Source organism: Dechloromonas hankyongensis (assembly GCF_022012295.1).
Lineage (GTDB): Bacteria > Pseudomonadota > Gammaproteobacteria > Burkholderiales > Rhodocyclaceae > Azonexus > Azonexus hankyongensis.
In genome coordinates, this window is record NZ_JAKLTN010000002.1 from 482,512 (window position 1) to 509,421 (window position 26,910).

At 63.9% G+C, this 26,910-nt stretch carries 22 protein-coding genes; 10 read left to right on the forward strand and 12 right to left on the reverse strand.

What is annotated here, in order from left to right:
• Window positions 1-46 precede the first annotated feature (46 nt).
• Window positions 47-814: an NAD(+) diphosphatase gene (nudC, locus tag LZ012_RS10815; RefSeq protein ID WP_275710628.1), complete on the forward strand. Its 768-nt coding sequence runs from the start codon at window positions 47-49 to the stop codon at window positions 812-814.
• A 55-nt stretch (window positions 815-869) separates the two neighbouring features.
• On the opposite strand, the gene LZ012_RS10820 is transcribed toward nudC, so the two are convergent.
• The 4 genes from LZ012_RS10820 to glpK form a co-directional block, all read right to left on the reverse strand.
• On the reverse strand, window positions 870-3,020 hold the full coding sequence (locus tag LZ012_RS10820) for a TonB-dependent receptor (RefSeq protein ID WP_275710630.1): 2,151 nt from the start codon (window positions 3,018-3,020) through the stop codon (window positions 870-872).
• Between the two features lie 294 nt (window positions 3,021-3,314).
• Window positions 3,315-4,133 (reverse strand): hypothetical protein, encoded by an 819-nt coding sequence (locus LZ012_RS10825; protein ID WP_275710632.1) that lies wholly within the window; start codon window positions 4,131-4,133, stop codon window positions 3,315-3,317.
• Window positions 4,134-4,237: 104 nt separating this feature from the next.
• Window positions 4,238-5,806 carry a glycerol-3-phosphate dehydrogenase/oxidase gene (locus tag LZ012_RS10830; protein ID WP_275710634.1) on the reverse strand — a complete coding sequence of 523 codons (1,569 nt, stop codon included), beginning with the start codon at window positions 5,804-5,806 and terminating at the stop codon, window positions 4,238-4,240.
• 5 nt (window positions 5,807-5,811) lie between these two features.
• Window positions 5,812-7,320, reverse strand: coding sequence for a glycerol kinase GlpK (gene glpK, locus LZ012_RS10835; RefSeq protein ID WP_275710636.1), 1,509 nt, complete (start codon window positions 7,318-7,320; stop codon window positions 5,812-5,814).
• A gap of 238 nt (window positions 7,321-7,558) precedes the next feature.
• Here glpK and LZ012_RS10840 point away from each other — a divergent pair, with 238 nt between their 5' ends.
• Window positions 7,559-8,998 (forward strand): sensor domain-containing diguanylate cyclase, encoded by a 1,440-nt coding sequence (locus LZ012_RS10840; protein WP_275710638.1) that lies wholly within the window; start codon window positions 7,559-7,561, stop codon window positions 8,996-8,998.
• Window positions 8,999-9,076: 78 nt separating this feature from the next.
• Here the strand turns inward: LZ012_RS10840 and LZ012_RS10845 are convergent, their stop codons facing one another.
• Window positions 9,077-10,516: an aminotransferase-like domain-containing protein gene (locus LZ012_RS10845; protein WP_275710640.1), complete on the reverse strand. Its 1,440-nt coding sequence runs from the start codon at window positions 10,514-10,516 to the stop codon at window positions 9,077-9,079.
• A gap of 187 nt (window positions 10,517-10,703) precedes the next feature.
• On the opposite strand from LZ012_RS10845, the gene LZ012_RS10850 reads away from it, so the two are divergent.
• Both LZ012_RS10850 and purL read left to right on the forward strand, forming a co-directional pair.
• The gene (locus LZ012_RS10850; protein ID WP_275710642.1) at window positions 10,704-11,042 is read left to right on the forward strand and encodes a hypothetical protein; all 339 of its coding nucleotides are present in this window, start codon (window positions 10,704-10,706) and stop codon (window positions 11,040-11,042) included.
• An 83-nt stretch (window positions 11,043-11,125) separates the two neighbouring features.
• Complete coding sequence (gene purL / locus LZ012_RS10855; protein ID WP_275710645.1) at window positions 11,126-15,058, forward strand: phosphoribosylformylglycinamidine synthase; 3,933 nt, start codon at window positions 11,126-11,128, stop codon at window positions 15,056-15,058.
• A gap of 83 nt (window positions 15,059-15,141) precedes the next feature.
• Here the strand turns inward: purL and LZ012_RS10860 are convergent, their stop codons facing one another.
• Together LZ012_RS10860 and LZ012_RS10865 are read right to left on the reverse strand one after the other, a co-directional pair.
• Window positions 15,142-15,489: a CZB domain-containing protein gene (locus tag LZ012_RS10860; protein WP_275710647.1), complete on the reverse strand. Its 348-nt coding sequence runs from the start codon at window positions 15,487-15,489 to the stop codon at window positions 15,142-15,144.
• A 106-nt stretch (window positions 15,490-15,595) separates the two neighbouring features.
• Window positions 15,596-16,153, reverse strand: a complete 558-nt coding sequence (locus LZ012_RS10865) for an O-acetyl-ADP-ribose deacetylase (RefSeq protein ID WP_275710649.1) — start codon at window positions 16,151-16,153, stop codon at window positions 15,596-15,598.
• Between the two features lie 172 nt (window positions 16,154-16,325).
• On the opposite strand from LZ012_RS10865, the gene LZ012_RS10870 reads away from it, so the two are divergent.
• Complete coding sequence (locus LZ012_RS10870; protein WP_275710651.1) at window positions 16,326-16,892, forward strand: rhodanese-like domain-containing protein; 567 nt, start codon at window positions 16,326-16,328, stop codon at window positions 16,890-16,892.
• Window positions 16,893-16,937: 45 nt separating this feature from the next.
• Here the strand turns inward: LZ012_RS10870 and LZ012_RS10875 are convergent, their stop codons facing one another.
• The gene (locus LZ012_RS10875) at window positions 16,938-17,099 is read right to left on the reverse strand and encodes a hypothetical protein (RefSeq protein ID WP_275710659.1); all 162 of its coding nucleotides are present in this window, start codon (window positions 17,097-17,099) and stop codon (window positions 16,938-16,940) included.
• Window positions 17,100-17,252: 153 nt separating this feature from the next.
• Here LZ012_RS10875 and LZ012_RS10880 point away from each other — a divergent pair, with 153 nt between their 5' ends.
• Window positions 17,253-17,465, forward strand: coding sequence for a hypothetical protein (locus tag LZ012_RS10880; RefSeq protein ID WP_275710662.1), 213 nt, complete (start codon window positions 17,253-17,255; stop codon window positions 17,463-17,465).
• On the opposite strand, the gene LZ012_RS10885 is transcribed toward LZ012_RS10880, so the two are convergent.
• A complete protein-coding gene (locus LZ012_RS10885; RefSeq protein WP_275710664.1) occupies window positions 17,462-17,794 on the reverse strand; it encodes a DUF2917 domain-containing protein in 333 nt (110 codons plus the stop codon). The genes LZ012_RS10880 and LZ012_RS10885 overlap by 4 nt on opposite strands.
• Before the next feature lie 144 nt (window positions 17,795-17,938).
• Here LZ012_RS10885 and LZ012_RS10890 point away from each other — a divergent pair, with 144 nt between their 5' ends.
• Window positions 17,939-19,369 carry an aminotransferase-like domain-containing protein gene (locus LZ012_RS10890; protein WP_275710666.1) on the forward strand — a complete coding sequence of 477 codons (1,431 nt, stop codon included), beginning with the start codon at window positions 17,939-17,941 and terminating at the stop codon, window positions 19,367-19,369.
• Between the two features lie 84 nt (window positions 19,370-19,453).
• Window positions 19,454-21,340, forward strand: a complete 1,887-nt coding sequence (locus LZ012_RS10895; RefSeq protein ID WP_275710668.1) for a SurA N-terminal domain-containing protein — start codon at window positions 19,454-19,456, stop codon at window positions 21,338-21,340.
• 133 nt (window positions 21,341-21,473) lie between these two features.
• Here the strand turns inward: LZ012_RS10895 and fabI are convergent, their stop codons facing one another.
• Both fabI and LZ012_RS10905 read right to left on the reverse strand, forming a co-directional pair.
• Window positions 21,474-22,271 (reverse strand): enoyl-ACP reductase FabI, encoded by a 798-nt coding sequence (gene fabI / locus LZ012_RS10900; protein WP_275710670.1) that lies wholly within the window; start codon window positions 22,269-22,271, stop codon window positions 21,474-21,476.
• Window positions 22,272-22,373: 102 nt separating this feature from the next.
• Window positions 22,374-24,017, reverse strand: a complete 1,644-nt coding sequence (locus LZ012_RS10905) for an electron transfer flavoprotein-ubiquinone oxidoreductase (RefSeq protein ID WP_275710672.1) — start codon at window positions 24,015-24,017, stop codon at window positions 22,374-22,376.
• Window positions 24,018-24,102: 85 nt separating this feature from the next.
• Between LZ012_RS10905 and LZ012_RS10910 the strand changes: the two genes are divergently transcribed.
• Both LZ012_RS10910 and dgt read left to right on the forward strand, forming a co-directional pair.
• A complete protein-coding gene (locus tag LZ012_RS10910; RefSeq protein ID WP_275710674.1) occupies window positions 24,103-24,513 on the forward strand; it encodes an acyl-CoA thioesterase in 411 nt (136 codons plus the stop codon).
• Window positions 24,514-24,548: 35 nt separating this feature from the next.
• The gene (gene dgt / locus LZ012_RS10915; RefSeq protein WP_275710677.1) at window positions 24,549-25,901 is read left to right on the forward strand and encodes a dGTP triphosphohydrolase; all 1,353 of its coding nucleotides are present in this window, start codon (window positions 24,549-24,551) and stop codon (window positions 25,899-25,901) included.
• On the opposite strand, the gene LZ012_RS10920 is transcribed toward dgt, so the two are convergent.
• On the reverse strand, window positions 25,876-26,814 hold the full coding sequence (locus tag LZ012_RS10920) for a LysR family transcriptional regulator (RefSeq protein ID WP_275710679.1): 939 nt from the start codon (window positions 26,812-26,814) through the stop codon (window positions 25,876-25,878). The two genes, dgt and LZ012_RS10920, sit on opposite strands and share 26 nt — an antisense overlap.
• Window positions 26,815-26,910: the final 96 nt, after the last annotated feature.

Below are 26,910 nucleotides of genomic sequence, written 5' to 3' on the forward strand. Positions count from 1 at the left end.
AGTTCCTAACGTCCGGCTGGCCTGGCCAACCGATTCGAGACCCTCCATGATTGAAACCGCTTGCTGGATACTGCGTTGCGACCACCGTCTGCTGATCCTGGCCGGAACGGATGCGCCATCGCCGTTCGTGACCGGCGCGCATCTGGGTTCAGGCCAACCCAGCGATGCCATCGCGGTCGGCGAATGGCAAGGCCGGCCCTGCTACGCCGCCGATGTCGACTGCTTTCCCGAGGTAGGCGGCGCCGAGCCGATGCCCTTGCGCGCCCTGTTCGCCGCGGCCGGTGGCGAAGCCTTCGCGCTGGCCGGGCGCGCCGTACAACTGCTCGACTGGCAGGCGCAGCATCGGTTTTGCGGTCGCTGCGGCACGCCGACTGAAAAAAAGGCGAGCGAGCACGCCATGCAGTGCCCGGCTTGCGGCTTGCTGGTCTATCCGCGCATTTCGCCGGCCATCATGGTGCTGGTGCGCGATGGCGACAAATTGCTGCTGGCGCGCAGCCCGCGTTTCAAGCCGGGGGTGTTCAGCGCGCTGGCCGGCTTTGTCGAGCCGGGCGAGACGCTGGAGCAGTGTGCGGTTCGCGAAGTGCGCGAGGAGGTCGGCATCGAGATCGCCAACCTGCGCTATTTCGCCAGCCAGCCGTGGCCGTTTCCCAATTCGCTGATGGTGGCGTTCTTTGCCGACTACGCCGGCGGGGTCATTACGCCGGACCCCACGGAAATCGAGGCGGCCGACTGGTTCGCACTCGACGCCTTACCGCTGCTGCCGGAGCCGATCAGCATTTCACGGCAGTTGATCGACGCGGCCAGACGGGGCTGATTGCCCCGCCGGCCGGATAGTTGCGACCGCCCCGACGGCGGCCGCAGGGCATTGCTCAGAAAGCGTGGCTGAGCGTCAGGCGGGCATTGCGCGGGGCACCCGGGCTGATGTTGTTGTTGCCGTCGGCCGTCGGGAAATATTCCCGGTTGGTCAGGTTTTCCAGATTGAGGGCCAGTTTCGTCTTGCCACCGGCAAAGGCGTAGTAGAGCGCACCGTCCAGGCGGGTGAAGGCCGGCAGGCTGACGACATTGTCGACGTTGGTGTAGGAAACGCCCTGATGGACGACGCCCAGACCGCCCGCCCAGCCGTTCCCGATGTCATACCGGTTCCACAGCGAGAAGCTGTTCTGCGGCTCGAGCTGCGGGCGATGATTCAGGGTGTTGGCCGCCTGGGTGGCCTTGGTGACGCGCCCATCGAGGTAGGTGAAGCCGCCATAGACCTTCCACTGGGACGTGACGTCGCCTTGCAGGCCGATTTCGACGCCGTCGGTCTGCTGCTGGCCGACCTGGACGAAGCCGCCTTGGCCGTCAGAATTACGCACGTTGTTGCGGTTTAGGCGGAAGAGGGCGGATGACAGGCTGAGGCCGGGCATCAGATCCCAGCGGCCGCCGACTTCGTAATTGATCGCCTTTTCCGGCGCAAAGTCGGCGCTGCTGGCACCGGTTGCAGCGTTGAGAACGGTCAGGCCCAGGGTTTCCGCCGATGGCAGGAAGGAGTAGCTGTAGCTGGCGTAATAGGTCTGGCTCTGGGTCGGCGACCAGATCAGCCCGAGACGCGGGCTCCAGGCATTGTCGGTGCGCGACAGGTCGGTAGCCGGAATGGTCTGGCCAGGGACGCCGGCGGCACGGCGGTCGTCGAAATTGGTCTTGAAATGATCGAAACGCAAGCCGGCCAGCAGCTTCAGGGACTGGGTCAGGGCGATCTGGTCCTGCAGGTAGGCGGCGGCGATATTGGCCGTCACCCGGTTGTTGGCGTCGTTGGCGTTCTGGCGGAACAGCGTGGCCGTGGCGAAGGGATTGGCCGCCGGCACGGTGACGGTCGTCGCCCCGCCGAAGAAGCCGGTGTTGCGCTGGTTGCTGCTGTCCTGGTAGCCCAGTTCGAGGCCGGCCAGCAGGGTGTGCTCGAAGCCGCCGGTGGTGAAGCGGGTGGTCAGGTCGGACTGGTTGAAGACATTGGTGCGCTGGTTGGCGTTGTTGTAGGCAGCCAGGCGCATGTTGCCGACGGCATTGACCGACGACGCATTGGCGTTGTCCGGATAGACGTTCTGGTAGAACTTGTCGTAGTGGGTGACGCGGAAGCTGTTGCGGAACTGGGTGCCGTTGCCGAAATCGTGGTCGACGATGGCGTAGGCGCCGTCGACCGTCGACTTGGCCACGCTCTGATCGGCGTTGCCGTAGAAGCGGTCGACGTTGCCGGGAATGGGGCGGCCATTGCGGGCCGGAACGCCGCGATCGGCCGTCCGGTTGTCCTTGAGGTGTTCGAAGCCCAGCGTCACGGCGGTCTGCGGCGTCAACAGGAAGGTGGCCGTCGGGTTGATGGCGTAGCGGTCCATCTCGACATCGTCGCGGAAGCTGCCGGCGTGTTCGCCCATGACGCTCATGCGCCAAGCCCCGCTGTCGCCGATTTTCTCGCCGATATCGAGGGTGCCGCGCAACTGGTTCTGAGTGCCCAGCGTGACCGCGACTTCGCCGACATGGCCGAATACCGGCTTCTTGGTCACCCGATTGACCACGCCGCCGGCGCCGCCGCGGCCGAAGATCATGCCGCCGGGCCCCTTCAGCACTTCGACCCGCTCCAGGTTGTAGAGATCGCGGAAAACCTGCGCATCGTCGCGCATGCCGTCGACGTAGAAGTCGGCGCTGGTGCTGATGCCGCGCAGCACGACCTGGTCGCGGTTGCCTTCACCCTGGTGGTTGGTGGCGCCGGGAATGTAACGGAAAACATCGGCCAGGCTCTGCATGGCCTGGTCTTTCATCAATTCGGCCGGGACGACGGAAACCGATGCGGGGACTTCCTTGAGCGGGGTGTCGGTCTTCGTGAAGGTGGCCGAACGGGTGGCGCGATAACCGTCGACGGGGCCGTCGGCGCGCTCGGCCTGGGCGGTGACGCGCACGGCCTGGAGGGTTTGCTCCTCGGCGGTGGCCAGCGTCGCGAAAGCAGCCAGCATGACGATGACGGAATACTTGGGAAGGACAGGGCAATGCATTGATGAGGCTCCAGATGAACTTTGGCTGGCTGGGAAAGATCAACCTGGCTTGCCGTAGGAAAATGTCTGGTGCCGTATCTGAACGTTACCAGCTGTTAATAATTGTAAATGCGAATTGTTCGTGTTTGCAACTAAATTTGTTTTGCCTTGTCGAATGGCCGGCTTTGTGCCCTCTTGAAGTCGTGCCTGCGCCATGGCGCGGGCGGGCACCTCGGGTCGCCTTCAAGCGTTTACCGAACTGTTCGGTCTGGCCCGAGCAAGTTTTCTGGGGGGCGCTGTGGTGCCGGCGGGCGCCTAGGCGCAGCGGCTGCCCTGCATGCGGCTAAAGCCCGGTTCGTTGTTGTAGCCGGGGCGGATGCAGATGGTCACGCCCAGCGAGCGGGCGGCCTTGTCGATATCGGGCGGGAAGGGGGAAAACGGCACCGAGCGCGTGACGACTTCCTTGATGAAGGCGACTTCATCGGCCTGGTCGGCGGCATTGAGCACGACGAAGGATTTCAGCGAGCCGTCGGGGTTGAGGCGGAATTGCACGGCGGCGGTCTGCACGCCCCGATGCTTGCGTTCGCTGTTCACGAAACCGGCGCTGCGGTTCAGGCGCCGGACCAGGCCATCGAGGTAGATTTCCAGGCTGAAGGGGTTGGCCGGCGGGCCGTTCGGGCGCAGTTCGAGCAGGGCGTCGCCGGCTGCATCCTGCTGCGCCAGCTGGCGGCCGGCTTCGCGTGCCATGGCCAGCGAGCGTTGCGCCAGAGTGGGTTTCGGCGTTGCCTTGGCCTGATCGGCCAGTTCGTTCAGAAAGCCGTCCATTTCCGCCTTTTGTGCGACGGTCCATTGCGGAGTGCTGCTCGGCGATTTCGGCGCGGTCATCACTCGCGACCGGGGAGCGGTCTTGCTGGGTTTGGTGGTGGCTGGTTTGGGCGCCGCCTCGGCAACGGGTTCGACAGCTTTCTTGCTGGGCGCCAGCCGGGCCTCCAGGCGTGACGGCCCCCCCGAACTATCGCTCGGTTCGTGGTGGGGCGCGAACAGCACCAGCAGGTGGATCGCCAGGGAAACGACGACGGCGAAATTCAGTCCGCGTTGCTCCCGGGATCTCTCGAAATCTTTCATCGCCGGCATTTTATTCGGCCGATAGCATCAGACGGCTGAAAAATTGTCGTTCCGGCTCGTAACAATTTGCAAATCCCGCCGGGTACTGCCGGTCGAGGGCTTTCGATTTGGCACTAGGGGTTATCCGGCAGAAGCAGCTGAAAGCGCCGGGCGCTGTGTCGGGCCTGGTCGCCCATCGCCTGCACGCGTTCCGGCGAAAGGCTCAATTCCTCGGCGAGGATTTCGCCGACCCGTTCGATGCAGGATTCAGCGGCCTTGGCATCGAGAAACAGCGCCCGGGTGCGGCGGGCGAGGATGTCTTCGATGCTGCGTGCCGCCTCGTGACGGATGGCGAAACGGACGCGCGCCTCGCTGTAGGGAAAGGCCGGATGGAGCTGGCGATCGTGGCCCGGCAGTTCGGCCAGCCGCGGCGCGTCGGTGCCGAGCGGATCGTCGCACGGTGTGGACGGGCAACCGTGCAGCTTCAGCGTGCGGGTCATGCTCGGTGCGCGGGGCAGGCCGGCGACCTGCGCGGCGCGGTCGATCACCTGCTCGCCCATCCGCCGGTAGGTCGTCCATTTGCCGCCGGCGACGGTGATCAGGCCGTTTGGGCTGACCATCACGGCATGCTCGCGCGATAGCGCCGAGGTAGTCTGCCGGTCGCTGGCATGCTGGGGATGGATGAGCGGACGCAGGCCGGCAAAGGCGCTGCGGATGTCGGCCCGGCTCGGCTGCTGCGTCAATACGCCGGCCACGGTGCGCAGCAGGAAGTCGACCTCCTCGCCCAGCGGCTGCGGGTCATCGAGCTGGCGCAGGTCGGGGCGCGGCGTGTCGGTGGTGCCGAGCAGCACCTTGCCCTGCCATGGAATGGCGAACATGACGCGGCCGTCTTCGGTCTCCGGAATCATCAGCGCCTGCTGACCGGGCAGAAAACCGGCATCGACAACGAGGTGGATGCCCTGGCTCGGCGTCAGCAGCGGCGCCACGCTCGGCTCGTCCAGTTGGCGTACGTGGTCGGCATGGACGCCGGTGGCGTTGATGACGACGCGAGCCTGGACTTCGAATTCATCGCCGCTTTCGGCATCGCGCAGCACGGCGCCGGCAATCCGGCCATCGCGCTTGAGCAGCCGGGTGACCGCCAGGTAGTTCAGGCAGGTGGCGCCAAGGTCTTTGGCGGTGCGCATCAGCGTGACAGCCAGCCGGGCGTCGTCGAACTGGCCGTCCCAGTAGCGGATGCCGCCGCGCAGGCCGGCCGAACGGAGGCCGGGCAGGGCGGCGATGACTTCCTGCCGGTTCAGGCTGGCCGAGGCGGCCAGTCCATGCCGGCCGGCCAGCAGATCGTAGAGCTTGAGGCCGGTGCCGTAGAGCAGGCGTTCGCCATGCCCCCAGGCAGGGATGACGAAAGCCAGCGGATGCACCAGGTGAGAGGCATTGGCCAGCAGGTAGCTGCGTTCGTGCAGGGCATGGCTGACCAGCGCGAAGTCGCCCTGGCGCAGGTAGCGCACGCCGCCGTGGATCAGCTTGGTGCTGCACGACGAGGTGCCGGACGCGAAATCCCGCGCCTCGACGAGCAGCGTGCGATAGCCCCGGGCGGCGGCATCGACCGCCGCGCCCAGGCCGCTGGCGCCGCCGCCGATGACCAGCACATCCCACGGTTTGCCGTCGCACAGGGCGGCCAGTCGGTCGGCAGATGGTGACGGCATGCCCGTCACTCGGCTCTGGCCCAATGCCGGCTGCGCTCGACGGCGCGTCGCCAGTCGGCAAACGAGGCCGCACGCCGGGCCTCCGGCATGGCCGGTTCGAAGCGCCGCTCGGCCTGCCACAGCGCGCCCAGCTCGGCCTCATCCTGCCAGAAACCGACGGCCAGCCCGGCCAGGTAGGCGGCGCCGAGTGCCGTGGTTTCGGTGACCTGCGGGCGGACCACCGGTACACCGAGCAGGTCGGCCTGGAACTGCATCAGCAAGTCGTTTTTCGCGGCGCCGCCATCGACCCGCAACTGGCTGATCGGCTGCCCGGCATCGCCGGCCATCGCCTGCAAGACCTCGGCGCTCTGGAAGGCGATCGCTTCCAGCGCGGCGCGGGCGAGGTGGGCGCGCGTTGTGCCGCGGCTCATGCCGAAAATGGCGCCGCGGGCGTAGGGGTCCCAGTAGGGGGCGCCGAGACCGGTGTGGGCCGGTACCAGATAGACGCCACCGTTGTCGGGCACGCTGGCGGCCAGTCCTTCTATTTCATTGGCGCTGGCGATCAACCCGAGGCCGTCGCGCAGCCACTGCACGGTGGCGCCGCCCATGAAGACGCTGCCTTCGAGCAGGTAGGTGGTACGGCCACCCCGCTGCCAGCCGACCGTGGTCAGCAACTGGTGGTGCGACGCCATCGGCTGTTCGCCGGTATTCATCAGCAGGAAGCAGCCGGTGCCGTAGGTGTTCTTGGCCATGCCGTGCTCCAGGCAGGCATTGCCGAAGGTGGCGGCCTGCTGGTCGCCGGCTATTCCGGTCAGCGGAATTTCGGCACCCAACCATTCGGCGGCCAGCACGGAAATCGGGCCGCTGCTGTCGACGATGCGCGGCAACAGCGCGGCCGGGATGTCGAGCACGGCGAGCAGTTCGTCGTCCCAGCATCGGCGATGGATGTCGAAGAGCAGGGTGCGCGAGGCGTTGGAAGGGTCGGTGACATGATCGCGGCCACCGGACAACTGCCAGGCCAGCCAGGTGTCGATGGTGCCGAAGGCCAGTTCGCCGCGTTCGGCCCGGGCGCGGACGCCGGGGATATGGTCGAGCAGCCACTTGAGCTTGGTGCCGGAAAAGTAGGCATCGAGGACGAGGCCGGTGCGCTGGCGGAAGCGTTCGGCCTGCCCGGCGGCGCGCAGATCGTCGCACAGGCCGGCGGTGCGCCTGTCCTGCCAGACGATGGCGCGATGCACCGGTTGGCCGCTGGCGCGATCCCACAAGACGGTCGTTTCCCGCTGGTTGGTAATACCGACCGCCGCGATCTGCGCCGCCGCAACCCCCTTGTCGCGCAGCGCGGCGCGGGCGACAGCCAACTGGGCCTGCCAGATTTCCAGGGCATCGTGCTCGACCCAGCCCGGCTGGGGATAGTGCTGGGTGATTTCCTGCTGGGCGATGCCGCGGATATTGCCCTGCCGGTCGAACAGAATGGCGCGGGCGCTGGTCGTGCCCTGGTCGAGGGCGAGGACGAACTGCTCTGGGCTGGCGGTCATGGCGAACTCCGGCAGGCGGTGTGGCTGCAGTATAGCCGGCTGCTCGTAGCAATGCTGTTTGGGCGGCGACGAAAATGCCAGTACCGCCGCGTTCGGTCTCTGCTTGATGCGCTTTTTTGGAATAAATGGCCGGAATCGCGAGCGTCAGCGTCTTTTTGCGGGCGGAAAGGAATTAATCGACATTTCGTTTGCGTTAGTGCGAGCTCCGGGCAATCTATTACCTTAGTATTAGGTCGCGATGAAAAATATATCAGTCCCCGTTCCGGCCCATCTCAACCCCTTCTTCCTGTCGACATTGACCGCCAGCCGGGGAGAGCGGCGCCTGGCCTTTGGCGCAATGCTGCTGTCGCTGCTTGCCTTCGTCGTCATGGCGCCGTTTGCCAAGGAGCAGCTGCCAGCGATATCGGCCTTCATTCCGATCTATCAATCGGCCTTGGTGGTCATCGATCTGATCACGGTCATCCTGTTGCTCAACCAGTACATTTCGTTCAATTCGCGCGCGCTGTTCGTGCTCGGCTGCGGCTACCTGTTCAGCGCGTCGATGACGGTGGTCCATACCCTGACCTTCCCCGGGCTCTTTGCGCCGGGCGGCCTGCTCGGCGCCGGGCCGCAGAGCACGGCCTGGTTGTACATGCTGTGGCATGGCGGATTTCCGCTTTTCATCATCGGCTATGCGCTGATCAAGCGGCTGGACGGCGACATGTCCTCGCTCCAGACTAACGGCCGGCAGGGTAGAGCCCTGGTCCTTGCCTGTTTCTGCGTGTTGAGCGTTGTTACCGGCCTGGCGTTGCTTGCCACAGCCGGACAGGATCTGTTGCCGACCATCATGCAGGGGAACCGCTACACGCCGTCGATGATTTTCGTCATTTCCACCGTCTGGCTGTTCGGGCTTGGGGCGCTGCTCGCGTTGTGGCTGAGCAGGCCGCATTCGGTGCTCGACCTGTGGCTGATGGTGGTGATGACCGCCTGGCTGATCGACGTGGCGCTTTCCGCCATGCTCAATCAGGGGCGTTTCGATCTGGGTTTCTACGCCGGCCGGATCTACGGGCTGCTGGCCGCCAGTTTCGTGCTCCTGGTGCTGCTCGCCGAAAGCGGCATGCTGTACAAGCAACTGGTGCAGCTGACCGCGACGCTGCAACGGCTGACCACGCAGGATGCGCTGACCGGCATTGCCAACCGGCGCGCCTTCGATGGCGGCCTCGATGCCGAATGGCGGCGCGCCCAGCGTAGCGGCCTGCCCTTGTCGTTGATGATGATCGACGTCGATTTCTTCAAGGGTTACAACGACCGCTACGGCCATATTGCGGGCGACAAGTGCCTGCAGGCGGTGGCCGGTGCGCTGCGCCTGGGAATGCCGAGGGCCACCGATCTGGTCGCCCGGTATGGCGGCGAGGAGTTCGTGGTGCTGCTGGCACAGACCGAAGCGACAATGGCGGCCGGACTCGCCGAGCGCCTGCGGCAGGCGATCGAGGCGTTGGCCTTGCCGTCCGCCGCATCGCCATTCGGCTTCGTATCGGTCAGTATCGGCGTGGCCGGGGTCCATTTGAAGCACGCCGGCGAAGCGCGCGATTCCGGCGCCGAGGAGGGCGGCCCGGCACGGTTGGTCGAAGCGGCGGACCGCCAGCTCTACGCCGCCAAGGAAGCCGGACGCAACCGGGTCGAATACACCCGGCCCTGACCGGGTAGACATAAGCCGGGGGGAGAGTTGCCTGGAAGCGCGGGCACGTCCGGACGGCAGGCATCCCCCAGGGGCGCTTCAGCTCTGCAGAACTTTGCAGATCTGCCCGAGGCGCTTCAGGGCGGCGTCGATTTCCGCGGAATACGGCGCACCGCAGTTGAGCCGGATGAAGCCTTCGAAACGATTGGAGTTCGAGAACATCAGCCCGGGCGCGATGAAAATCCCTTCGGCCAGTGCCGCATCGAACAGCGTTCGCGATGACAGGCCATGCGGCAACTCGATCCACAGCGCCAGGCCGCCGTCGGGTTCGGTCAGCCGGGTGCCGTCGGGGAAATAGGTGGCAATGGCTTCGGCGGTCTGGGCGCGCTGGGTTTTCAGGCAGGCGCGCAGCCGCCGCAGATGGCGGTCGTAGGCGCTGGAGGCCATGAAGTCGGCGGCGGCAAGTTGGGCGAGTTCTTCGTTGTTGCGGCTATGGACATACTTCAGCATCTCGATGCGCGATTGCCAGCGGCCGCCGGTCAGCCAGCCCAGCCGCAAGCCGGGGGCCAGCGTTTTGTGCAGCGAGGCGCAATGGATGACATTGCCGCCGCGATCCCAGGCTTTCAGCGCCTTGAGCGGGGTGCCGTCGTTGCTCAAGGCGCTGTACGAGTCGTCCTCGATCAGGGCGATGTCATGCAGTGCGCAGAGTGCCACCAGGCGGGCCTTGTGGCTGTCGGGCATGATGCTGCCGAGCGGATTTTGCAGGTGCGGGACGACGACCAGGGCCTTGATCTTGTCCGTGGTCTGGATTGCCAGTTCCAGCGCTTCGATCGAAATGCCGGTTTGCGGGCTGGTCGGAATTTCCAGGGCACGCAGGCCGAGGGTTTCGAGGACCTGCAACAGCCCGAAAAAGGTCGGCGATTCGACGGCGACGATTTCCCCCGGCTGGGTGGTAGCGCGCAGGGCCAGATTCAGGGCTTCGATGCAACCGTGGGTGACGAGGATGTCCTCCGGGGTGAGCAGCATGCCATTGGCCATGGCGCGTTTGGCGAGCACGCTGCGGAAAGCCGGGTCGCCGTTGTTGTGGGGCGGGCTGACCAGCAGTTCCGGATGGCGGCGCAGCATGCGCGCGGCGGAATTTTTCAACGCTTCGCCAGGATAAAGGGCAGGGGCGCTGCGGGCGCTGGAGAAATTGACCTTGACCGGGCTTTGCCGGCCGCGGGCGATGAATTCGGAAACCCGCGCGTTGATGCCGACGTACCGGGCCGGGTCCGGCGCCTGGCCGGGAACCGGTTCGGCCAGCGGGCGGACGGTTTGCCGGCGCGGCTGGCGGACGAAATTGCCCGAACGTGGCCGGGCTTCCAGCCAGCCGTCGCTTTCGAGATGGTGGCAAAGCTGGAGCGCCGTGGACAGGCTGACCTGGTGCCGGGCCATCAGGCTGCGCATGGACGGAAAGCGGTCTCCGTAGGCCATGGCGCCGGTTTCGATGGCCTCCCGGTAATGGGCGGCCAGACGACGGTAAAGAGGAATCTGGTCCATGGCTCATGTTCTCCCGTTCGTCGTATTTCGCACAGATATAGATTCCCGAAAAACGAACCATAACAGATATCAAAATGGCCAACTGCTGCGGTGCAGATCGATCGTTTCTGTGGCTGTTTCGTGGGGTTGCCGCTCGATACGATTTCCCTGCCTCCCGACGCTCGGGAATGATTGAGGAGAAAGCGACATGGAAGATCGGCGGACGATGAGCCTTGCCTTGGGTGCCGGGCAAAGCCAGCAAATATTGATCGAGGCGGGAAGCACTGTGCTGGTTGTTGCCGGACGGGTGGTACTGCGCAGCACGCTGGGTTGGCTGGCGGAAAACGTGGTGGCTGGTGAGCAGGTGTGCGAAACGGAACAGGCCTGGGTCGCGGAAACGACGGGGTGGATTGAGATTGCGGCCCAGTGCTCGACCAGGCTCGTAGTCATTCCCTCCGACGCCGTCTCCTTGTGGTCGCGGGTCGGGCGCTGCCTGGAGGCGATCTTCGGCGCCGGCGGCGGGCCTTCGCTGCGCAAGGAGCCGTGAGTAGCCGGCTGCTGCCGACCGACGGCCTGACCCCAGCTCAGGTATAATGCCGGCCTCTCCGCCTAACCCCGAAATCACACCCCATGGCCGACATTCTTTGCCTCAAGGGCGACGCCGCCTTTTCCGCCTTCCGCCTGCAACGCCTGCTCGCCCGCCTGACCGCGGCAGTCTCCGACATCGAATCGGTGACCGCTGATTACTGGCATGTCGTTGCGCAGAAGCGCGCGCTGACCGCCGACGAGCGCGCCAAGCTGGCCAAGCTGCTGGAGGAAGTGCCGGCCGGCGCCGACCTGGGCGAACTGTTCCTTGTCGCACCGCGCATCGGCACCATTTCGCCGTGGTCGTCGAAGGCCACCGACATCGCTTTCAACTGCGACCTGGAACCGGCCATCGAGCGCATCGAGCGCGTCGTTGCCTTCCATGTCGTGCTGAAGGGCGGCCGGGTGCTGAGCGCCGACGAGAAGAAGACTGTCGCCGGCCTGCTGCATGACCGCATGACGGAATCCGTGCTGCCTGGCTTCGAAGCAGCCGGCGAACTGTTCCGCCATTTCGCGCCGAAGCCGCTGTCCACCGTCGATGTGCTGGCCGGCGGCCGTGCCGCACTGGCCGAGGCCAATGGTGCGCTGGGCTTGGCGCTGTCGGAAGACGAAATCGACTACCTGCTCGACATCTTCACCAAGGCCGGCCGCAACCCGACCGACGTCGAACTGATGATGTTCGCGCAGGCCAATTCCGAACACTGCCGCCACAAGATCTTCAACGCTTCATGGGTGATCGACGGCCAAGCCAAGGACAAGACGTTGTTCGGCATGATCCGCGAAACCCATGCCGCGAACCCGCAAGGCACGGTGATGGCCTACGCCGACAACGCGTCGATCATCGAAGGCGCCACCATCCAGCGTTTCTACCCGGATGCCGACCGCGGCTACAGCTACAAGGAAGAGCTGACCCACATCCTGACCAAGGTCGAGACGCACAACCACCCGACCGCGATTTCCCCGTTCCCCGGAGCCTCCACCGGCTCGGGCGGCGAAATCCGCGACGAAGGCGCTACCGGCAAGGGCTCCAAGCCGAAGGCCGGCCTGTGCGGCTTCTCGGTCTCCAACCTGAATCTGCCGGATGCTCCGCAGCCGTGGGAAAAGGCCTATGGCCGCCCGTCACGCATCGCTTCGGCGCTCGACATCATGCTTGAAGGCCCGATCGGCGCCGCCGCCTTCAACAACGAATTTGGCCGTCCCAACCTGACCGGCTATTTCCGCACCTACGAGCAGGATGTGGCTGGCACCGTGCGCGGCTACCACAAGCCGATCATGATCGCCGGCGGCCTGGGCAGCATCCAGGCGCAGCAGTCGTTCAAGGAAGAAACCTTCCCGGTCGGCACGAAGTTCGTCCAGTTGGGCGGCCCGGGCATGCTGATCGGCCTCGGCGGTGGTGCTGCCTCGTCGATGACGGCTGGTGTCAATGCCGAAGACCTCGATTTCGCTTCCGTGCAGCGCGGCAATCCGGAAATCCAGCGCCGTGCGCAGGAGGTCATCGACCGCTGCTGGCAGATGGGCGCCGACAACCCGATTCTTTCCGTGCATGACGTCGGCGCCGGCGGCGTCTCCAACGCCCTGCCGGAACTGGCCCACTCGGGCGGCGTCGGCGCTGTGTTCGACCTACGCAAGGTGCCGACCGAGGAGCCGGGCATGTCGCCGGCCGAAATCTGGTCTAACGAATCGCAGGAACGCTACGTGCTGGCCATTCCGGCCGACCGCATCGCCGAATTTCAGGCCATGTGCGAGCGTGAGCGCTGCCCCTTCGCCGTGGTCGGCGAAGCGACTGGCGACGGCCACCTGACCGTCACCGACGCCCATTTCGGCGTCAATCCGGTCGACATGGAAATGGAAGCGCTGCTCGGCAAGCCGCCGCGCATGACCCGCGACGTGACGCACCAGCCGGAAACCTTCGTTTCCTTCGACGCCACGGCCATCGAACTGAAGGATGCCGCCTACCGCCTGATGCGTCTGCCGACCATCGCCGACAAGACCTTCCTGATTTCCATCGGCGACCGTTCGGTCGGCGGCATGACTGCCCGCGACCAGATGGTCGGCCCGTGGCAGGTGCCAGTGGCCGACGTCGCGGTGACCACCATGGGCTACCAGGGCTACCTCGGCGAAGCCTTCGCCATGGGCGAGCGCACCCCGCTTGCCGTGTTCGACGCGCCGGCCTCCGGCCGCATGGCCATCGGCGAAGCGCTGACCAATCTGGCCGCCGCCGATGTCGGTGAGCTGGGTAAGGTCAAGCTGTCGGCCAACTGGATGGCCCCGTGTGGCGTACCGGGCGAGGATGCCCGCCTGTTCGACACCGTCGAAGCGGTTTCCGACCTGTGCAAGGCGATTGGCGTGTCGATCCCGGTCGGCAAGGATTCGCTGTCGATGCGTACCGCCTGGGAAGAGCAGGGCGAGAAGAAGCAGGTGGTGTCGCCGCTGTCGCTGATCGTCACTTCCTTTGCCGCCGTCGACGACGTGCGCAAGACCAAGACCCCGCAATTGGCCATCGACCAGGGCGAAACCGAGCTGCTGCTGCTCGACCTCGGCCAGAACCGCCTGGGCGGCTCGGCGTTGGCCCAGGTCTATAACGCCACCGGCAGCGATGCGCCGGACGTCGACGATCCGGCCAAGCTGAAGGGCCTGTTCGATGCCGTGCAGAAGCTCAACCGCGAAGGCATGCTGCTCGCTTACCACGACCGCTCGGACGGCGGCCTGTTCGTCGCCGCATGCGAAATGGCCTTCGCCAGCCGTCGCGGCGTGTCGCTCGACCTCGACGGCCTGTGCTTCGATGGCGCCGCGCTCGATGTCGACGGTGCCGAGAAGCGCCCGGACCTGCTGGCCGGCCGCGATTTCGAGCACATCGTTCGCGCCCTGTTCAATGAGGAACTCGGCGCACTGATCCAGATCCGCCGTGCCGACCGCGAAAAGGTCACGCCCATTCTGCGTGCCTGCGGCGTGCCTTACCACTTCGTCGGTACGCTCAACGAGTGGGACGAAATCCGCGTCACCCGCAACGCCAAGCGCGTCCTACGCGAAAAGCGTGTCGATCTGCAGCGCGCCTGGTCGGAAACCAGCTACCAGATGCAAGCCATGCGCGACAACCCGAGCTGCGCGCAGCAGGAATTCGATCGCATCCTCGACGTCGCCGATCCGGGCCTGACGCCGAAGCTGACTTTCGATCCGCAGGAAGATTTCACCAAGGTCTATGCCCAGGTCAGTGGCCGTCCGCGCGTCGCCATCCTGCGCGAGCAGGGCGTCAACAGCCATTACGAAATGGCCGCCGCTTTCGACAAGGCCGGCTTTGCGTCGGTCGACGTCCATATGAGCGATATCCTGGCCGGCCGCGTCAGCCTCAAGGATTTCAAGGGCCTGGTTGCCTGCGGCGGCTTCTCCTACGGCGACGTGCTTGGCGCCGGCCTCGGCTGGGCGCGGACCATCCTGATGCACGAAGTCTGCCGCGACGAGTTCGCTGCCTTCTTCAACCGCCCCGACACCTTCGCGTTGGGCGTCTGCAACGGCTGCCAGATGATGAGCGCGCTGAAGTCCATCATCCCGGGCGCCGAGCATTGGCCGGCATTCCGTCGCAACAAGGTCGAGCAGTTCGAGGCCCGTTTCGTGATGACCGAAATCCTGGATTCGCCGTCGATCTTCTTCCGCGGCATGGAGGGTTCGCAAGTGCCCATCGTCGTCTCGCACGGCGAAGGCCGGGCGGTGTTCGACAATGCTGACGATCAGGCCAAGGTGCTGTCGGCCGTGCGCTACGTCGACAACAAGGGCGAGCCGACCGAAGTCTATCCGTACAACCCGAACGGTTCGCCGGGCGGTCTGACGGCGGTGACCACGGCCGACGGCCGCTTCACGATCATGATGCCGCACCCGGAGCGTGTCTTCCGTACCGTGCAGATGTCCTGGCACCCGGAAAACTGGGGCGAGGATTCGCCGTGGATGCGGATGTTCCGCAACGCCCGGCGCTGGGTGGGCTAAGGCCCTCAGTAAGCCCCAACAAAAAAGCAGCCGAGGCTGCTTTTTTGTTGGATATCCGCCACAAAGCGGCGGCAATGGTCGGGTTACTTACTATCGCAGACGGCGCGGGCGTCGTCGAGGTGGGCAATCAGGCGATGCGCGGCTTCGTTGAGGTCGGGCAGGAGCAGGTCGGCCGAATCGCCCAGGCCGTTGTTGCTCAGGTCGATGATTTCGTTGGCCAGGGCATGAAAATGCCGGTCGGCAGCGAGTAGGGCGGCGAGGACGCTTTTGTTGCCTTCGGCGACTTCCCGGCTCAGCGCGAGTTCCAGCGTGCAGCAGCGATGTTCGGACAAGGGCATGTCGGCATAGTCGCCTCCGGCGAAGGCATTCAGGAACTGGCGTCGCCACTGGTTGTGCTGACGGATGGCGTAGTCGATGTCGAGACGCTTCATGCGTCATTTCTCCGGGTAAGTGGGTGGCCAAAAGCGGCAAATGCTTTCGACTGAAGCATGGATTATGCCGCAGCAGCCCGCTTGGGCAAAAGGGGCGGCGTCAAGATTACGCGGCGAACTGCTGGTTCCCGACGAAAACATCGCATTGCTGGCGGTTGAAAAAGACCAGCCGGACCTCCGCGATGCCGGGGTGGAGCGGAATTGCCTCGCTCAAGGTGCGGGAGACGATGGTCGCCGCCTCTTCCGCCGGGTAGCCGTATACCCCGGTCGATATCCCCGGGAGTGCCAGGGTGCGCAGGCCATTCCGGGCGGCCAGTTCGAGCGCGTTGCGATAGCAGGCGGCGAGCAGGGCGGCTTCCTTGCCTGCATGCCGGCCGTAGATCGGTCCCACGGTATGGATGACGTAGCGGGCCGGTAGCAGCCCGCCAGTCGTCATCACGACCTCGCCGGTCGGCAGGCCGTCGGGCCACTCGTGCTGGCGGATTTTCCGGCAAGCGTCCAGTATCGCCGCCCCGCCGCGGCGATGGATCGCCCCATCCACGCCACCGCCGCCGAGTAGGCTGCTGTTGGCGGCATTGACGATGGCGTCGACGGCATGTTCGGTGAGGTCGCCGACGTAGAGGCGGACTCGGCCATCCAGATACTGCGTGACTTCAGGGGGCATCGGGCAGTCCTTGCTTGGGAGTGGTAATCAAGCATGCAAAAAAATCGAACAAATGGCGAGTCCACAAAGAACTAGAAAGCTGTTTCCCTGTCGCCAAAAGTGATTAATCAAATTAATATATAAACATACGCTTATGTCGGCGTGGGATATCAATAATGAGAGGAGAAACCATATGTTGAAGAAGCTGCTGCTGGCCGCCGGAATGGCAAGTCTGGCTGTCGGGGCTGTTGCCGAGGAAAAGGAACTGTTGCGTATCATCGGCGAAGACAAGCAGTTCGTCGTCCAGACCAAGAACGGCCCCTTCGTGATCACCCGCACGATGACGCCCTGCGCCAAGAACAAGGGCTGGTTGCAGCCCTTGATTCCCGTGCCCGGCGTTCATCCGGTGACCGAGATCGAAATGCTGCACGCGATGAACGACAAGGACTCGATGATCGTCGACATGCGTGAGCCGGATGACCGCATCAAGGGGACCATTCCGAACTCCTACCATATCCCCTACACGCTGGTTGCCGGCCGTCTGGATGAACTGGGCTGCGCCAAGAATGCCGGTAAGTGGGATTGCAGCAAGGCGAAGAAAGTCTACGCCTTCTGCAACGGCCCCGTCTGTCCGCAAAGCCCGACGGCCATCACTGCGATGGTTCGCGACGGCTTTCCGGCCGACCGTATCTACTATTACCGCGGCGGCATGCTCGACTGGGATGCGCTCGGCTTCCCTATCGTCAAGGACGAGTTCTAGACTCTACGATGACCGAGAGCAAGGCGGCTGCGGCCGCCTTCTTCATTACATGCTGACTCGTTGCTTGCGGCGCCAGCAGGCGGGAATGCTCAGTGCCGAGACATCCACGTGATTGTCGGCAAAGATAGCCTTGGCGCGTGCCAGGCGAGCGTCTTCTTCGGCGGAGATGCCGGCCAGCAGTTCAAACAGTTTCTGAATGCGTTCCATGATGAGACCTCCGAATATGTCAGGGTTACTGTATGAATAGCCAGTTGTCTGGCGGTGGGTGCATAGTAACTGATAACTGTATGGATGTACAGTATTGCGTTCGATGTATTCGAAGGTAGGCTTCCAGGGTCCAGACCGACAGAACAAAACACCATGCACCGAGACAAGTCACCCTGGTTGCCCGACGCCGGCGCCTTCGTCGCCTATCGCGGGCGGAGCAGCAAATCGGAACGCAATGTGCGGGTCATCGCCGAGGCTTCCGGCGGCCGCATGGTGGTCGAGGCCATCGGCCGGCAGGGCGTCCCGGTCCGGCTGACGGTCAAGCAGGAAAATCTCGTTCCGATGCAGCCCTGCCTGTTTGACTAGGGCGCGTTTGCAGCCAGCAGATCGCCAGCCGGCCGGCGCGTGGCGCAAAGTCCGTTGGCCAGACGACCCGACCAGCCTTTCATGATTCGTCCCGATTCGGGATATTCAAGCCGAATCCGCGCCTGACCGACGCTCTCGATTAGCGTCAGTCGTCCGCTGCCGATCCGGTGGCTTTGCCCGGCGCCCAGGAAAATATCCGCCGGCTCGTTGGCCGTCGTGATCCAGATAGTTCCGCTGGTGCAATGGACGTGCAATCCAGCTGCACCGGTCACTCTCAGAGGCCTGCTTTCAGACAGGCACAGCTCGCCACCCGTCAGATCGATTTTCATCACGCTCTCCATGATTGTTGGATGAACAGTGTAGGCGTGCCGCATTGAGTGATACAGTCACAACAAAGTTAAATTGTGACCAATACAGTTTCGATTTCGTGAAACTGTATTGTCGGTAAAAACACTCTACTGTATTGGTGTGGCATGGCAGATGAACTGTTGCGTTACGAAAAACTGGCCGACGAGCTGGCCGGCATGATCGCCGGCGGCGTGCTGAATTACGGCGATCGCCTGCCGTCGGTGCGCCGGCTCGCCCAGGAGCGGCGCCTGTCGGTGAGTACCGTGGTCCAGGCTATGCGCCAGCTCGAGAATCGTGGGGTGATCGAGGCGCGTCCGCAATCCGGTTTCTATGTGCGGCGAGCTCGCTCGGTGCATGCTGAGCCGCAGTTGCGGTCGACACCCGAAACCCCGATGGCGGTCGATATTTCGCAGCGCCTGGTTCGCGTATTGCAGGCCGGTGCCCGGCCGGGCGTTGCACCGCTGGCTGCCGCGCTGCCGGCTTCCGAACTGTTACCGGTGGCGGCCTTGCACCGGCTCTACGCCGGCGTGGCGCGCCGCCATCCCGGTTTGCTGCGCAGCGGCAGCCACATCAACATGGACGACCCGGCGCTGGTGCGCCAGCTGGTGCGGCGTTCCCTGTCCTGGGGCGGGCCGCTGGCGGCCGACGAGTTCGTCATCACCAATTCGTGCACCGAGGCGCTCGGGCTCTGCCTGCGCGCCGTGACCCGGCCGGGGGATACGGTCGCCGTCGAGTCGCCGGCCTATTACCTGATGCTGCAGTTGCTGGAAACGCTGGGGCTGCGGGCCCTGGAGATCCCCACCGATCCGCGCACCGGCATGTCGGTCGAGGCGCTCGATCTGGCTACACGCAACGGTGGCGTTGCCGCCTGCCTGCTGGTCTCGAACGGTAGCAATCCTTTGGGCTGCGTCATGCCGGACGAGCGCAAGCGGCAGCTAGCCAAGCTGACGGCGGCGCGCGGCGTGGCCGTCATCGAAGACGACATCTATGGCGACCTGCATCTCGGCGACGAGCGGCCCTGGCCGATCAAGGCTTTCGATACGCAGGGCAACGTGATGCTGTGCTCGTCGTTTTCCAAGAGCCTGTCGCCCGCCTTGCGCATCGGGCTCGTCGCCGCAGGCCATCGGCGGCCGGCAATCGCCTTGCAGAAAACCATCACCAGCGGCGCCACGAATCCGATTACCCAGCGCGTGCTGGCCGAATACCTGGAGTCCGGCGCCTACGAGCGCCACCTGCGTACGCTGCGCCGGTGTTACGAAAACCAGGTCGAAGCGATGCGCATGGCGGTCTGCCAACATTTCCCGGCCGGGACGCGCATCGCCCAGCCGCAGGGCGGTTATGTGTTGTGGGTCGAGTTGCCCGAAGGGATCGATACGACAGCGCTCTACGAGCAGGCAATCGCCGAAAACCTGACTTACGTGCCGGGCGACCTGTTTTCTGCCAGTGGCATGTACCGCAATTGCCTGCGCTTGAACTGCGGCAACCCGCACAGCGCGGAAATCGAGGATGCGGTGAGGCGCCTGGGCATCCTGTTTTCCGCCGCCCAAATCAAATAGGGCAGGGCAAACTACGGTATCATTGCCCCTTTTGGGCAAGCCGCTTTTTGCCTTTCTGAACGCATCCGAAGGATTTTTCTGCTCATGTTCGACGCAGTCCGCAACAACAAAAGAATCGTCCAGGCTTTCCTTGCGCTGATCACTCTGCCGTTCGCCTTTTTCGGCGTGGATTCCTACATGCGCAATTCCGGAGCCGGCAATGACGTGGCCGTCATCGGCGACCTGAAAATCACCCAGCAGCAGTTCCAGCAAACCCTGCGTGAGCAGACGGAAAGGCTGCGCACCCAGATGGGCGCCCAGTTCGACCCCAAGATGCTGGACAACCCGGAAGCCCGCAAGGCGATTCTCGATGACCTGATCAATCAGCGCCTGTTGCTGGTCGAGGCCGGCAAGAGCCGCATGTTCGCCGGTGACGAAGCGGTGCGCCAGATGATAGCTTCGGTCGAGGCCTTCAAGGTCGATGGCAAGTTCTCGAATGAACGCTACGAAATGGCGCTGCGCGGCCAGGGCATGACGCCGCAGGGCTTCGAGGCACAGCTGCGCCAGGATCTGACCATGCAGCAACTGGCCGGCGCCCTCGGCCAATCCGGCTTCGTTCCGCGCACGGTCAGCGACCGCCTGCTGGCCCTGCAGACCGAAAAGCGCGAAATCGTCGAGTATCGCCTGAACCTCGACAGCTACCTCGACAAGGTCAAGCTGGCCGACGATGCCGCCAAGAAGTTCTACGACGAAAATAGCCAGCAATTCCAGACGCCGGAAATGCTGAAGGCCGAGTATGTCGTCCTCTCCATGGAAACCATCGGTGCCCAGCTCACCGTCAGCGACGCCGAGGTCAAGGCCGCCTACGACAGCCGTAAGGATCGTTTCCAGCAGCCGGAAGAGCGCCGCGCCAGCCATATCCTGATTGCCTCCGAAAAGCTGGGCAAAGACAAGGCGAAAGCCAAGGCCGAGGAACTGCTCGCCCAGATCCACAAGACGCCGGCCGCTTTCGCCGAACTGGCCAAGAAGAATTCGGACGATCCGGGTTCCGCCTCCAAGGGCGGCGATCTCGGCTTCTTCGGCCGCGGCATGATGGTCAAGCCCTTCGAGGACAGCGCCTTTGCACTCAAGGAGGGTGACATCTCCGGTGTCGTCGAATCCGACTTCGGCTTCCACATCATCAAGCTGACCGGCATCCACGCCGCCAAGGAAAAGCCGCTGGCCGAAGTTCGCGGCGAGATCGAGGCCGAGCTGAAGAAGACCGCCGCTTCGCGCAAGTTTGCCGAAGCCGCTGAAGCCTTCAGCAATACGGTTTACGAGCAGTCCGACAGCCTGGCGCCGGTCGCCGAGAAGTTCAAGCTGACCGTCAAGCAGACCGACTGGCTGGGCCGCCAGGCTAACCCGGCCAATGGTGTGATGGGGAACGAAAAGGTCATCGCCGCCCTGTTCTCCGGTGACTCGATCAAGAACAAGCGCAACACCGAAGCGGTCGAGGTGGCTGCCAATACCCTGGTTGCGGCCCGCATTGCTGATTACAAGCCGACTGCCTTGCAGCCCTTCGATGGCGTCAAGGTTGGTATCGAAACCATGCTGAAGCGCAAGGAAGCCCAGGTGCTGGCGGCCAAGGATGGCGCTGAAAAGCTCGAAGCTCTCAAGAAGGGCGACGACAAGTTGACCTGGGGCGCTGCCAAGACGGTTTCCCGCATCGATTACAAAGCCGTTTCGCCCGTCGAAGCGCAGGCCGTTTTCCGCATCGAAACCGGCAAGCTGCCGGCCTATACCGGCGTCGAACTGCCGGGCAGCGGTTACGCTCTGGTCAAGCTGAACAAGGTCGTGGCCGGCGACAAGATGGACGAGGCGACCCGCAAGGGCATGCTGCAGCAGCTCAATACCATGCTGGCCAAGGAAGAGGTTCAGTCCTACCTGGCGGCCCTGCGTTCGCGCTACAAGGTCGAGATCAACCAGGCCGCGCTGGAAGCCAAGGAAAAGTAAGCGGCTTCGCTGCCAAGGCAAAAAGCGGGCTGCGGCCCGCTTTTTTGTTGTGCAGAATTCCTGTGCCGGGAAAGAAAAACGCCGATCGGTTTCGATCGGCGTTTTGCTGTACAGCGGGCTGTGTGGCTGTGGCTCAGGCCGGCAGCGGGTCCGCGTTGCCCAGGGCGGTGGTGTTCATGCCGCCATCGACGTACATGATTTCGCCGGTGATGCCGCTGGCCAGGTCGGACAGCATGAAGGCGGCGGCATTGCCGACTTCATCGATGGTCACGTTGCGACGCAGCGGGGCATTGTGCGAGTTGTAGGCGAGCAGCTTGCCGAAGTTGCCGATGCCGGAAGCGGCAAGGGTCTTGATCGGACCGGCCGAAATGGCGTTGGCGCGGATACCTTCAGGGCCGAGGCAGAAGGCCAGGTAACGGGTCGCCGCTTCCAGGCTGGCCTTGGCCAGGCCCATGGTGTTGTAGTTCGGCATGGTGCGCTCGGCGCCCAGGTAGGACAGGGCGAGCAGCGAAGCCTTGCGGCCCTGCATCAGCGGGCGGGCACCCTTGGCCAGCGCGGCATAGCTGTAGGACGAAACGTCGTGTGCGATGCGGAAGGCGTCGCGGGAGATGCCGTTCAGGAAATCGCCTTCGATGGCTTCGGTCGGGGCGTAGGCGATGGAGTGGACCAGGCCGTCAAGACCGTCCCAGCGCTTGCCGAGTTCGACGAAGAGGTTGTCGATCTGCTCGTCGCTGCTGACGTCGACCGGAATGGTGATGTCGCTGCCGAATTCGGAGGCAAACTTCTTGATGCGGTCTTCGAAGCGCTCGTTCTGGTAGGTGAAGGCGAGTTGGGCGCCTTCGCGGTGGCAGGCCTTGGCGATGCCGTAGGCGATGGAATGCTTGGACAGCAGTCCGGTAATCAGAATCTTCTTGTCGGCGAGAAAGCCCATGTGTTGTTCTCCCTAGGGGGGTTAAGCCCGAGGATTATAAACCGATAAGCCACAATTCCACGTCATCTTGGACGAGAACTGTGGCGTCTCGGAAGTTGACGATTACATGTTGGGGTAGGTCGGCCCTTCGCCGCCCTGCGGCACGACCCAGTTGATGTTCTGGGTCGGGTCCTTGATGTCGCAGGTCTTGCAGTGGACGCAGTTTTGCGCGTTGATCTGCAGGCGGGGCTGGCCTTCCTCCTGGCCGAGGATTTCATAGACGCCGGCCGGGCAGTAACGCTGTTCCGGTGCATCGTACTTGGCCAGGTTGATCGCGACCGGCACGCTGGCATCCTTCAGTTGCAGATGGCATGGCTGCTCTTCCTCGTGGTTAGTGCTCGACAGGAAGACCGAAGACAGGCGATCGAAGGTGAGCGTGCCATCCGGCTTCGGGTAGTCGATCTTCGGGCATTCGCTGGCCAGCTTCAGCTTGGCGTGATCCGGCGTCTTGTGGTGCAGGGTCCACGGCGCCTTGCCGCCGAAGACGATCTGGTCGATGCCGAACATCAGCGAGCCGAATTTCAGGCCCTTGGACATCCACGGCTTGAAGTTACGTGCTTTGTGAAGTTCATCGTATAACCAGCTGTTTTTAAACAATTCGTGATAGCCGGTCAGTTCGTCGTTCTGGCGTTCTGCGGCCAGCGCTGCGAAGCAGGCCTCGGCGGCCAGCGAACCGGTCTTGATGGCGCAGTGCGAGCCCTTGATGCGCGCCGCGTTGAGGAAGCCGGCGTCGTCGCCGACCAGCACGCCGCCCGGGAAGGTCAGCCTGGGCAACGATTGCAGGCCGCCGGCGGTCAGGGCGCGAGCGCCGTAGGCGATGCGCTTGCCGCCTTCGAGGAACTTGCGGATTTCCGGATGCGTCTTGTAGCGCTGGAATTCCTCGTAGGGCGACAGGTGCGGATTCTCGTAGCCGAGGCCGACGACGAAACCGACGGCGACCTGGTTGTTTTCCAGGTGGTAGAGGAAGCCGCCGCCATAGGTGTCCGGCTGCATCGGCCAGCCGCCGCTATGCACGACCAGGCCGAGCTGGTGCTTGTCGGGCTGGATTTCCCACAGTTCCTTGAGGCCGATGCCATAGGTTTGCGGATCGGAATCCTTGTCGAGCTGGAATTTTGCGATCAGCTGCTTGCCGAGGTGGCCGCGGCAGCCTTCGGCGAAGAAGGTGTATTTGCCGAGCAGTTCCATGCCCGGCTGGAAGTTCGGGCCTTCCGAGCCGTCTTGCAGGCGGCCCATGTCGCCGGTGGCGACGCCCTTGACCGCGCCATTGTCGTCGTACAGCACTTCGGCGCCGGCAAAGCCGGGGTAGATTTCGACCCCCAGCGCCTCGGCCTGTTCGCCCAGCCAGCGGCAGACGTTGCCGAGCGAAATGACGTAGTTGCCCTCGTTGTGGAAGCAGCTGGGCAGGATGCTGTTCGGCACCTGGGTGGCACCGGCTTCGGACAGGATGAAGAAGCGGTCTTCGGAAACCGGGGCGTTGAGCGGGGCACCGTCTTCCTTCCAGTTGGGAAGCAGTTCGCTCAGGGCGCGCGGGTCCATGACGGCGCCGGACAAAATGTGGGCACCAATCTCAGCGCCTTTCTCGATCAGGCAGACGTTCACGTCTGTGCCTTTTTCCGCTGCCAGTTGCTTGAGTCGTATCGCCGAGGCCAGACCGGCCGGGCCGCCGCCCACGATGACGACGTCGAATTCCATGGATTCCCGTTCCATGATGTCTCCTTGAATTATTGTGAGCTTATTTTCAATACGGTACAGTATGGAAAAGTAAAGATCAACAAAAGAGGACGAAGGATACATGGAACATCGCAGGAAGCTCATTCACGTCACCAATATGCCCATTCGCTGGGGCGATATGGACGCCTACGGCCACGTCAATAACACGATCTATTTCCGTTACATGGAACAGGCCCGCGTCGAGTGGATCGAGGACATGCAGGTGGTCGTCCGGCCGGGCGGCGATGGGCCGGTGATCATCAATGCCAGCTGCACCTTCCTAATTCCGATGACCTATCCGGGCACGGTCGAGGTGCGCACCTATGTCGGTTCCATCGGTCGCTCCAGCTTCCAGACCTATGTCGAGATGCGTATCGAAGGCGACGACAAGCTCTATGCCGAAGGCGCCGCCAAGGTGGTGTGGATGAATACCTTGACCGGAAAATCGGTTCCGGTGCCCGATCATATTCGGGCCGCCCTCGAAGCAGAGTAAACTCGCAGCCCATCGCATCCACGAATTCAAAGCGCATGGGCAAACGCAAAATCTGGGAAAAACTGCTGTCGAGCGAACGCCTCGGGGCCGGCAAGGCGCCGGGCACGGCTGAGCGGACGGCGTTCCAGCAGGACTACGACCGCATCGTCTTCACTTCGGCCTTTCGCCGCCTGAAGGACAAGACGCAGGTTTTCCCCCTTTCCAAGAGCGACTACGTCCGCACCCGCCTGACGCACAGCCTGGAAGCAAGCTGCGTCGGCCGTTCGCTGGGCGCCGTGGTCGGCCGCGAGATCATTGCCCGCCACGGTCTGTCCCATGTCGAATCCGGCGATTTCGGCGCCATCGTCGCCGCCGCTTGCCTGGCGCACGACATCGGCAACCCGCCCTTCGGCCATGCTGGCGAGGATGCCATCCGCGAGTGGTTCCGCACTTCCGGCCTGCTCGAACGCCACGATTTCACGCCCGCCCAGAAGGCCGACTTCGAACGCTACGAGGGCAATGCCCAGGGCTTCCGTATTGTCAGCCGCCTGCAGAGCCCGGCCAATCCCGGCGGCCTGCAGCTGACCACCGCCGTGCTGGCGACCTTTACCAAATATCCACGGCCGTCGCATCTCGACTTCCAACTGGACGGCAAGAGCAGCAAGAAGTTCGGTTTCTTCCAGCAGGATGCCGACAACTTCGCCCAGGTGGCGCGCTCGACCGGCCTGGTCGAACGCATTCCGGGCACAGCCTGGCGCCGCCATCCGCTGGCATCGCTGGTCGAAGTGGCGGATGACACCTGTTACCTCATCGTCGATCTCGAAGACGCGGCGCGCCTGGGTTTCGTGCCGTACAAGGATGCCGAATGCCTGCTCGGCGATCTGGCCGGCAATGCCACCAGCAGCGGCCGGCTGTCGCGACTGCACGATCCGAAGGAACGGCTCGAATACCTGCGGGCCAAGGCCATCGGCCGCCTGCTGGAAAGCGCGGCCGCAGTCTTCCTGGAAAACGAGGATGCCATCCTGAGCGGCGAGTTCGACGACGAACTGCTCGCCCGGTCGCCGGTGGGGATTCCCTTGCAGGCGGTGCTCAAGCTGGCCAAGGAAACTATCTACACGGCCCGTCCGGCATTGGAGATCGAGACGGCCGGTTTCGAGGTTCTCGGCGCCTTGCTCGGCCTGTTCACCAATGCCGTCGAGGCGAGGGCGGGAGTGCCGGGAACGCGTTACACGACGCGCGAACGAATGCTCTTGGAGCTGTTGCCCAAGCAGTTCCTCGGTCATGGCGGCGAGCCGGATTCGGACCCCTATGTCCGTCTGCTGCAGGTAGCCGATTTCGTCGCCGGGATGACCGATTCCTACGCCGTCGACATGTTCCGCAAGCTCAAGGGTTTCGATCTGCCGACCTGAAATTTTCCCAGGGGGGCTGCGGCATGAACTGGCGCTCCAGGGCTTCCAGGAAAACGCGGACCTTGGGCAGGCGTACCCGGCTCGGCGTGTAGCAGGCGTAGAGCTGGCGGCCGAAGCCGGTCAGCGGTTCGTAGTCGTCGAGCACGGACTGCAGGCGGCCGCGCCGGATTTCCGGACCGGCCATGTAGGTGGGCAGGATGGCCAGGCCGTGACCGGCGAGAACGGCATCGAAAATGCAATCCAGATTGTTGAAACGAAAGCGGCTGGCGATCGGAATGCTGACCTGGTCGCCATTGGCGCCGAGCAGGTCGACGGTGTTGCTGCTTTCGGCCTGCAGATAGCCGAAGCAGTTGTGCCAGGCCAGTTCGCTCGGGTGCTCCGGCGTGCCGTGCGCGGCGAGGTAGTTCGGGGTGGCGCAGATGACGCGATTCAGCGTGACCAGGCGCCGGGCGACGGCGTCGTCCGGCGGCGCCTTGGTGTGGCGCAGGGCGAGATCGATGTTGTCGTCGAACAGGTCGACCAGCTGGTCGGTCAGGATCAACTCGCATTCCAGTTCGGGGTATTGCGCGGTGATCTGCGGCAGTAGCGGCGCGATGTACCTGCGGCCGAAGGCGACCGAGGCGCTGACCCGGAGCAGGCCGTGCGGCGTGTCGCCGAGGTTGCGCACGGCGATTTCGGTGCTGGCGATGGCCTCCAGAGCGCGCAGGGCGTGCTGATAGAACACTTCGCCGGACGGCGTCAGCGCCAGCTTGCGGGTCGAGCGTTCGAACAGGCGGACGCCGAAATTGCGTTCCAATTCGCCGATCTGCTTGCTGACCTGGGCGCGCGTACAATCCAGCCGGCGCGCCGCACCGGCCATGCTGCTGGTTTCGACCACCCGGACGAAGCTTTCCCAACTGCTCAGCCACTGCATTTGTCAATGATCCGTTGACGAGATGGTGCGCATTATGGGCTATTTTGTGTGCAATCTGGCGACTATAGTTCAGGCTAACAAACTAACAGGTATAAC

What these genes read in the sequence shown, in the direction of transcription:
- dgt (WP_275710677.1), top strand. Translation starts at nt 24,549, where the DNA reads ATGGGCAAACGCAAAATCTGGGAAAAACTGCTGTCGAGCGAACGCCTC.
- LZ012_RS10870 (WP_275710651.1), top strand. Translation starts at nt 16,326, where the DNA reads ATGTTGAAGAAGCTGCTGCTGGCCGCCGGAATGGCAAGTCTGGCTGTC.
- LZ012_RS10880 (WP_275710662.1), top strand. Translation starts at nt 17,253, where the DNA reads ATGCACCGAGACAAGTCACCCTGGTTGCCCGACGCCGGCGCCTTCGTC.
- LZ012_RS10820 (WP_275710630.1), bottom strand. Translation starts at nt 3,020, where the DNA reads ATGCATTGCCCTGTCCTTCCCAAGTATTCCGTCATCGTCATGCTGGCT.
- glpK (WP_275710636.1), bottom strand. Translation starts at nt 7,320, where the DNA reads ATGACCGCCAGCCCAGAGCAGTTCGTCCTCGCCCTCGACCAGGGCACG.
- LZ012_RS10910 (WP_275710674.1), top strand. Translation starts at nt 24,103, where the DNA reads ATGGAACATCGCAGGAAGCTCATTCACGTCACCAATATGCCCATTCGC.
- LZ012_RS10865 (WP_275710649.1), bottom strand. Translation starts at nt 16,153, where the DNA reads ATGCCCCCTGAAGTCACGCAGTATCTGGATGGCCGAGTCCGCCTCTAC.
- nudC (WP_275710628.1), top strand. Translation starts at nt 47, where the DNA reads ATGATTGAAACCGCTTGCTGGATACTGCGTTGCGACCACCGTCTGCTG.
- LZ012_RS10840 (WP_275710638.1), top strand. Translation starts at nt 7,559, where the DNA reads ATGAAAAATATATCAGTCCCCGTTCCGGCCCATCTCAACCCCTTCTTC.
- LZ012_RS10860 (WP_275710647.1), bottom strand. Translation starts at nt 15,489, where the DNA reads ATGAAGCGTCTCGACATCGACTACGCCATCCGTCAGCACAACCAGTGG.
- LZ012_RS10850 (WP_275710642.1), top strand. Translation starts at nt 10,704, where the DNA reads ATGGAAGATCGGCGGACGATGAGCCTTGCCTTGGGTGCCGGGCAAAGC.
- LZ012_RS10830 (WP_275710634.1), bottom strand. Translation starts at nt 5,806, where the DNA reads ATGCCGTCACCATCTGCCGACCGACTGGCCGCCCTGTGCGACGGCAAA.
- purL (WP_275710645.1), top strand. Translation starts at nt 11,126, where the DNA reads ATGGCCGACATTCTTTGCCTCAAGGGCGACGCCGCCTTTTCCGCCTTC.
- LZ012_RS10845 (WP_275710640.1), bottom strand. Translation starts at nt 10,516, where the DNA reads ATGGACCAGATTCCTCTTTACCGTCGTCTGGCCGCCCATTACCGGGAG.
- LZ012_RS10895 (WP_275710668.1), top strand. Translation starts at nt 19,454, where the DNA reads ATGTTCGACGCAGTCCGCAACAACAAAAGAATCGTCCAGGCTTTCCTT.
- LZ012_RS10825 (WP_275710632.1), bottom strand. Translation starts at nt 4,133, where the DNA reads ATGCCGGCGATGAAAGATTTCGAGAGATCCCGGGAGCAACGCGGACTG.
- LZ012_RS10875 (WP_275710659.1), bottom strand. Translation starts at nt 17,099, where the DNA reads ATGGAACGCATTCAGAAACTGTTTGAACTGCTGGCCGGCATCTCCGCC.
- LZ012_RS10890 (WP_275710666.1), top strand. Translation starts at nt 17,939, where the DNA reads ATGGCAGATGAACTGTTGCGTTACGAAAAACTGGCCGACGAGCTGGCC.
- LZ012_RS10905 (WP_275710672.1), bottom strand. Translation starts at nt 24,017, where the DNA reads ATGGAACGGGAATCCATGGAATTCGACGTCGTCATCGTGGGCGGCGGC.
- LZ012_RS10885 (WP_275710664.1), bottom strand. Translation starts at nt 17,794, where the DNA reads ATGAAAATCGATCTGACGGGTGGCGAGCTGTGCCTGTCTGAAAGCAGG.
- fabI (WP_275710670.1), bottom strand. Translation starts at nt 22,271, where the DNA reads ATGGGCTTTCTCGCCGACAAGAAGATTCTGATTACCGGACTGCTGTCC.
- LZ012_RS10920 (WP_275710679.1), bottom strand. Translation starts at nt 26,814, where the DNA reads ATGCAGTGGCTGAGCAGTTGGGAAAGCTTCGTCCGGGTGGTCGAAACC.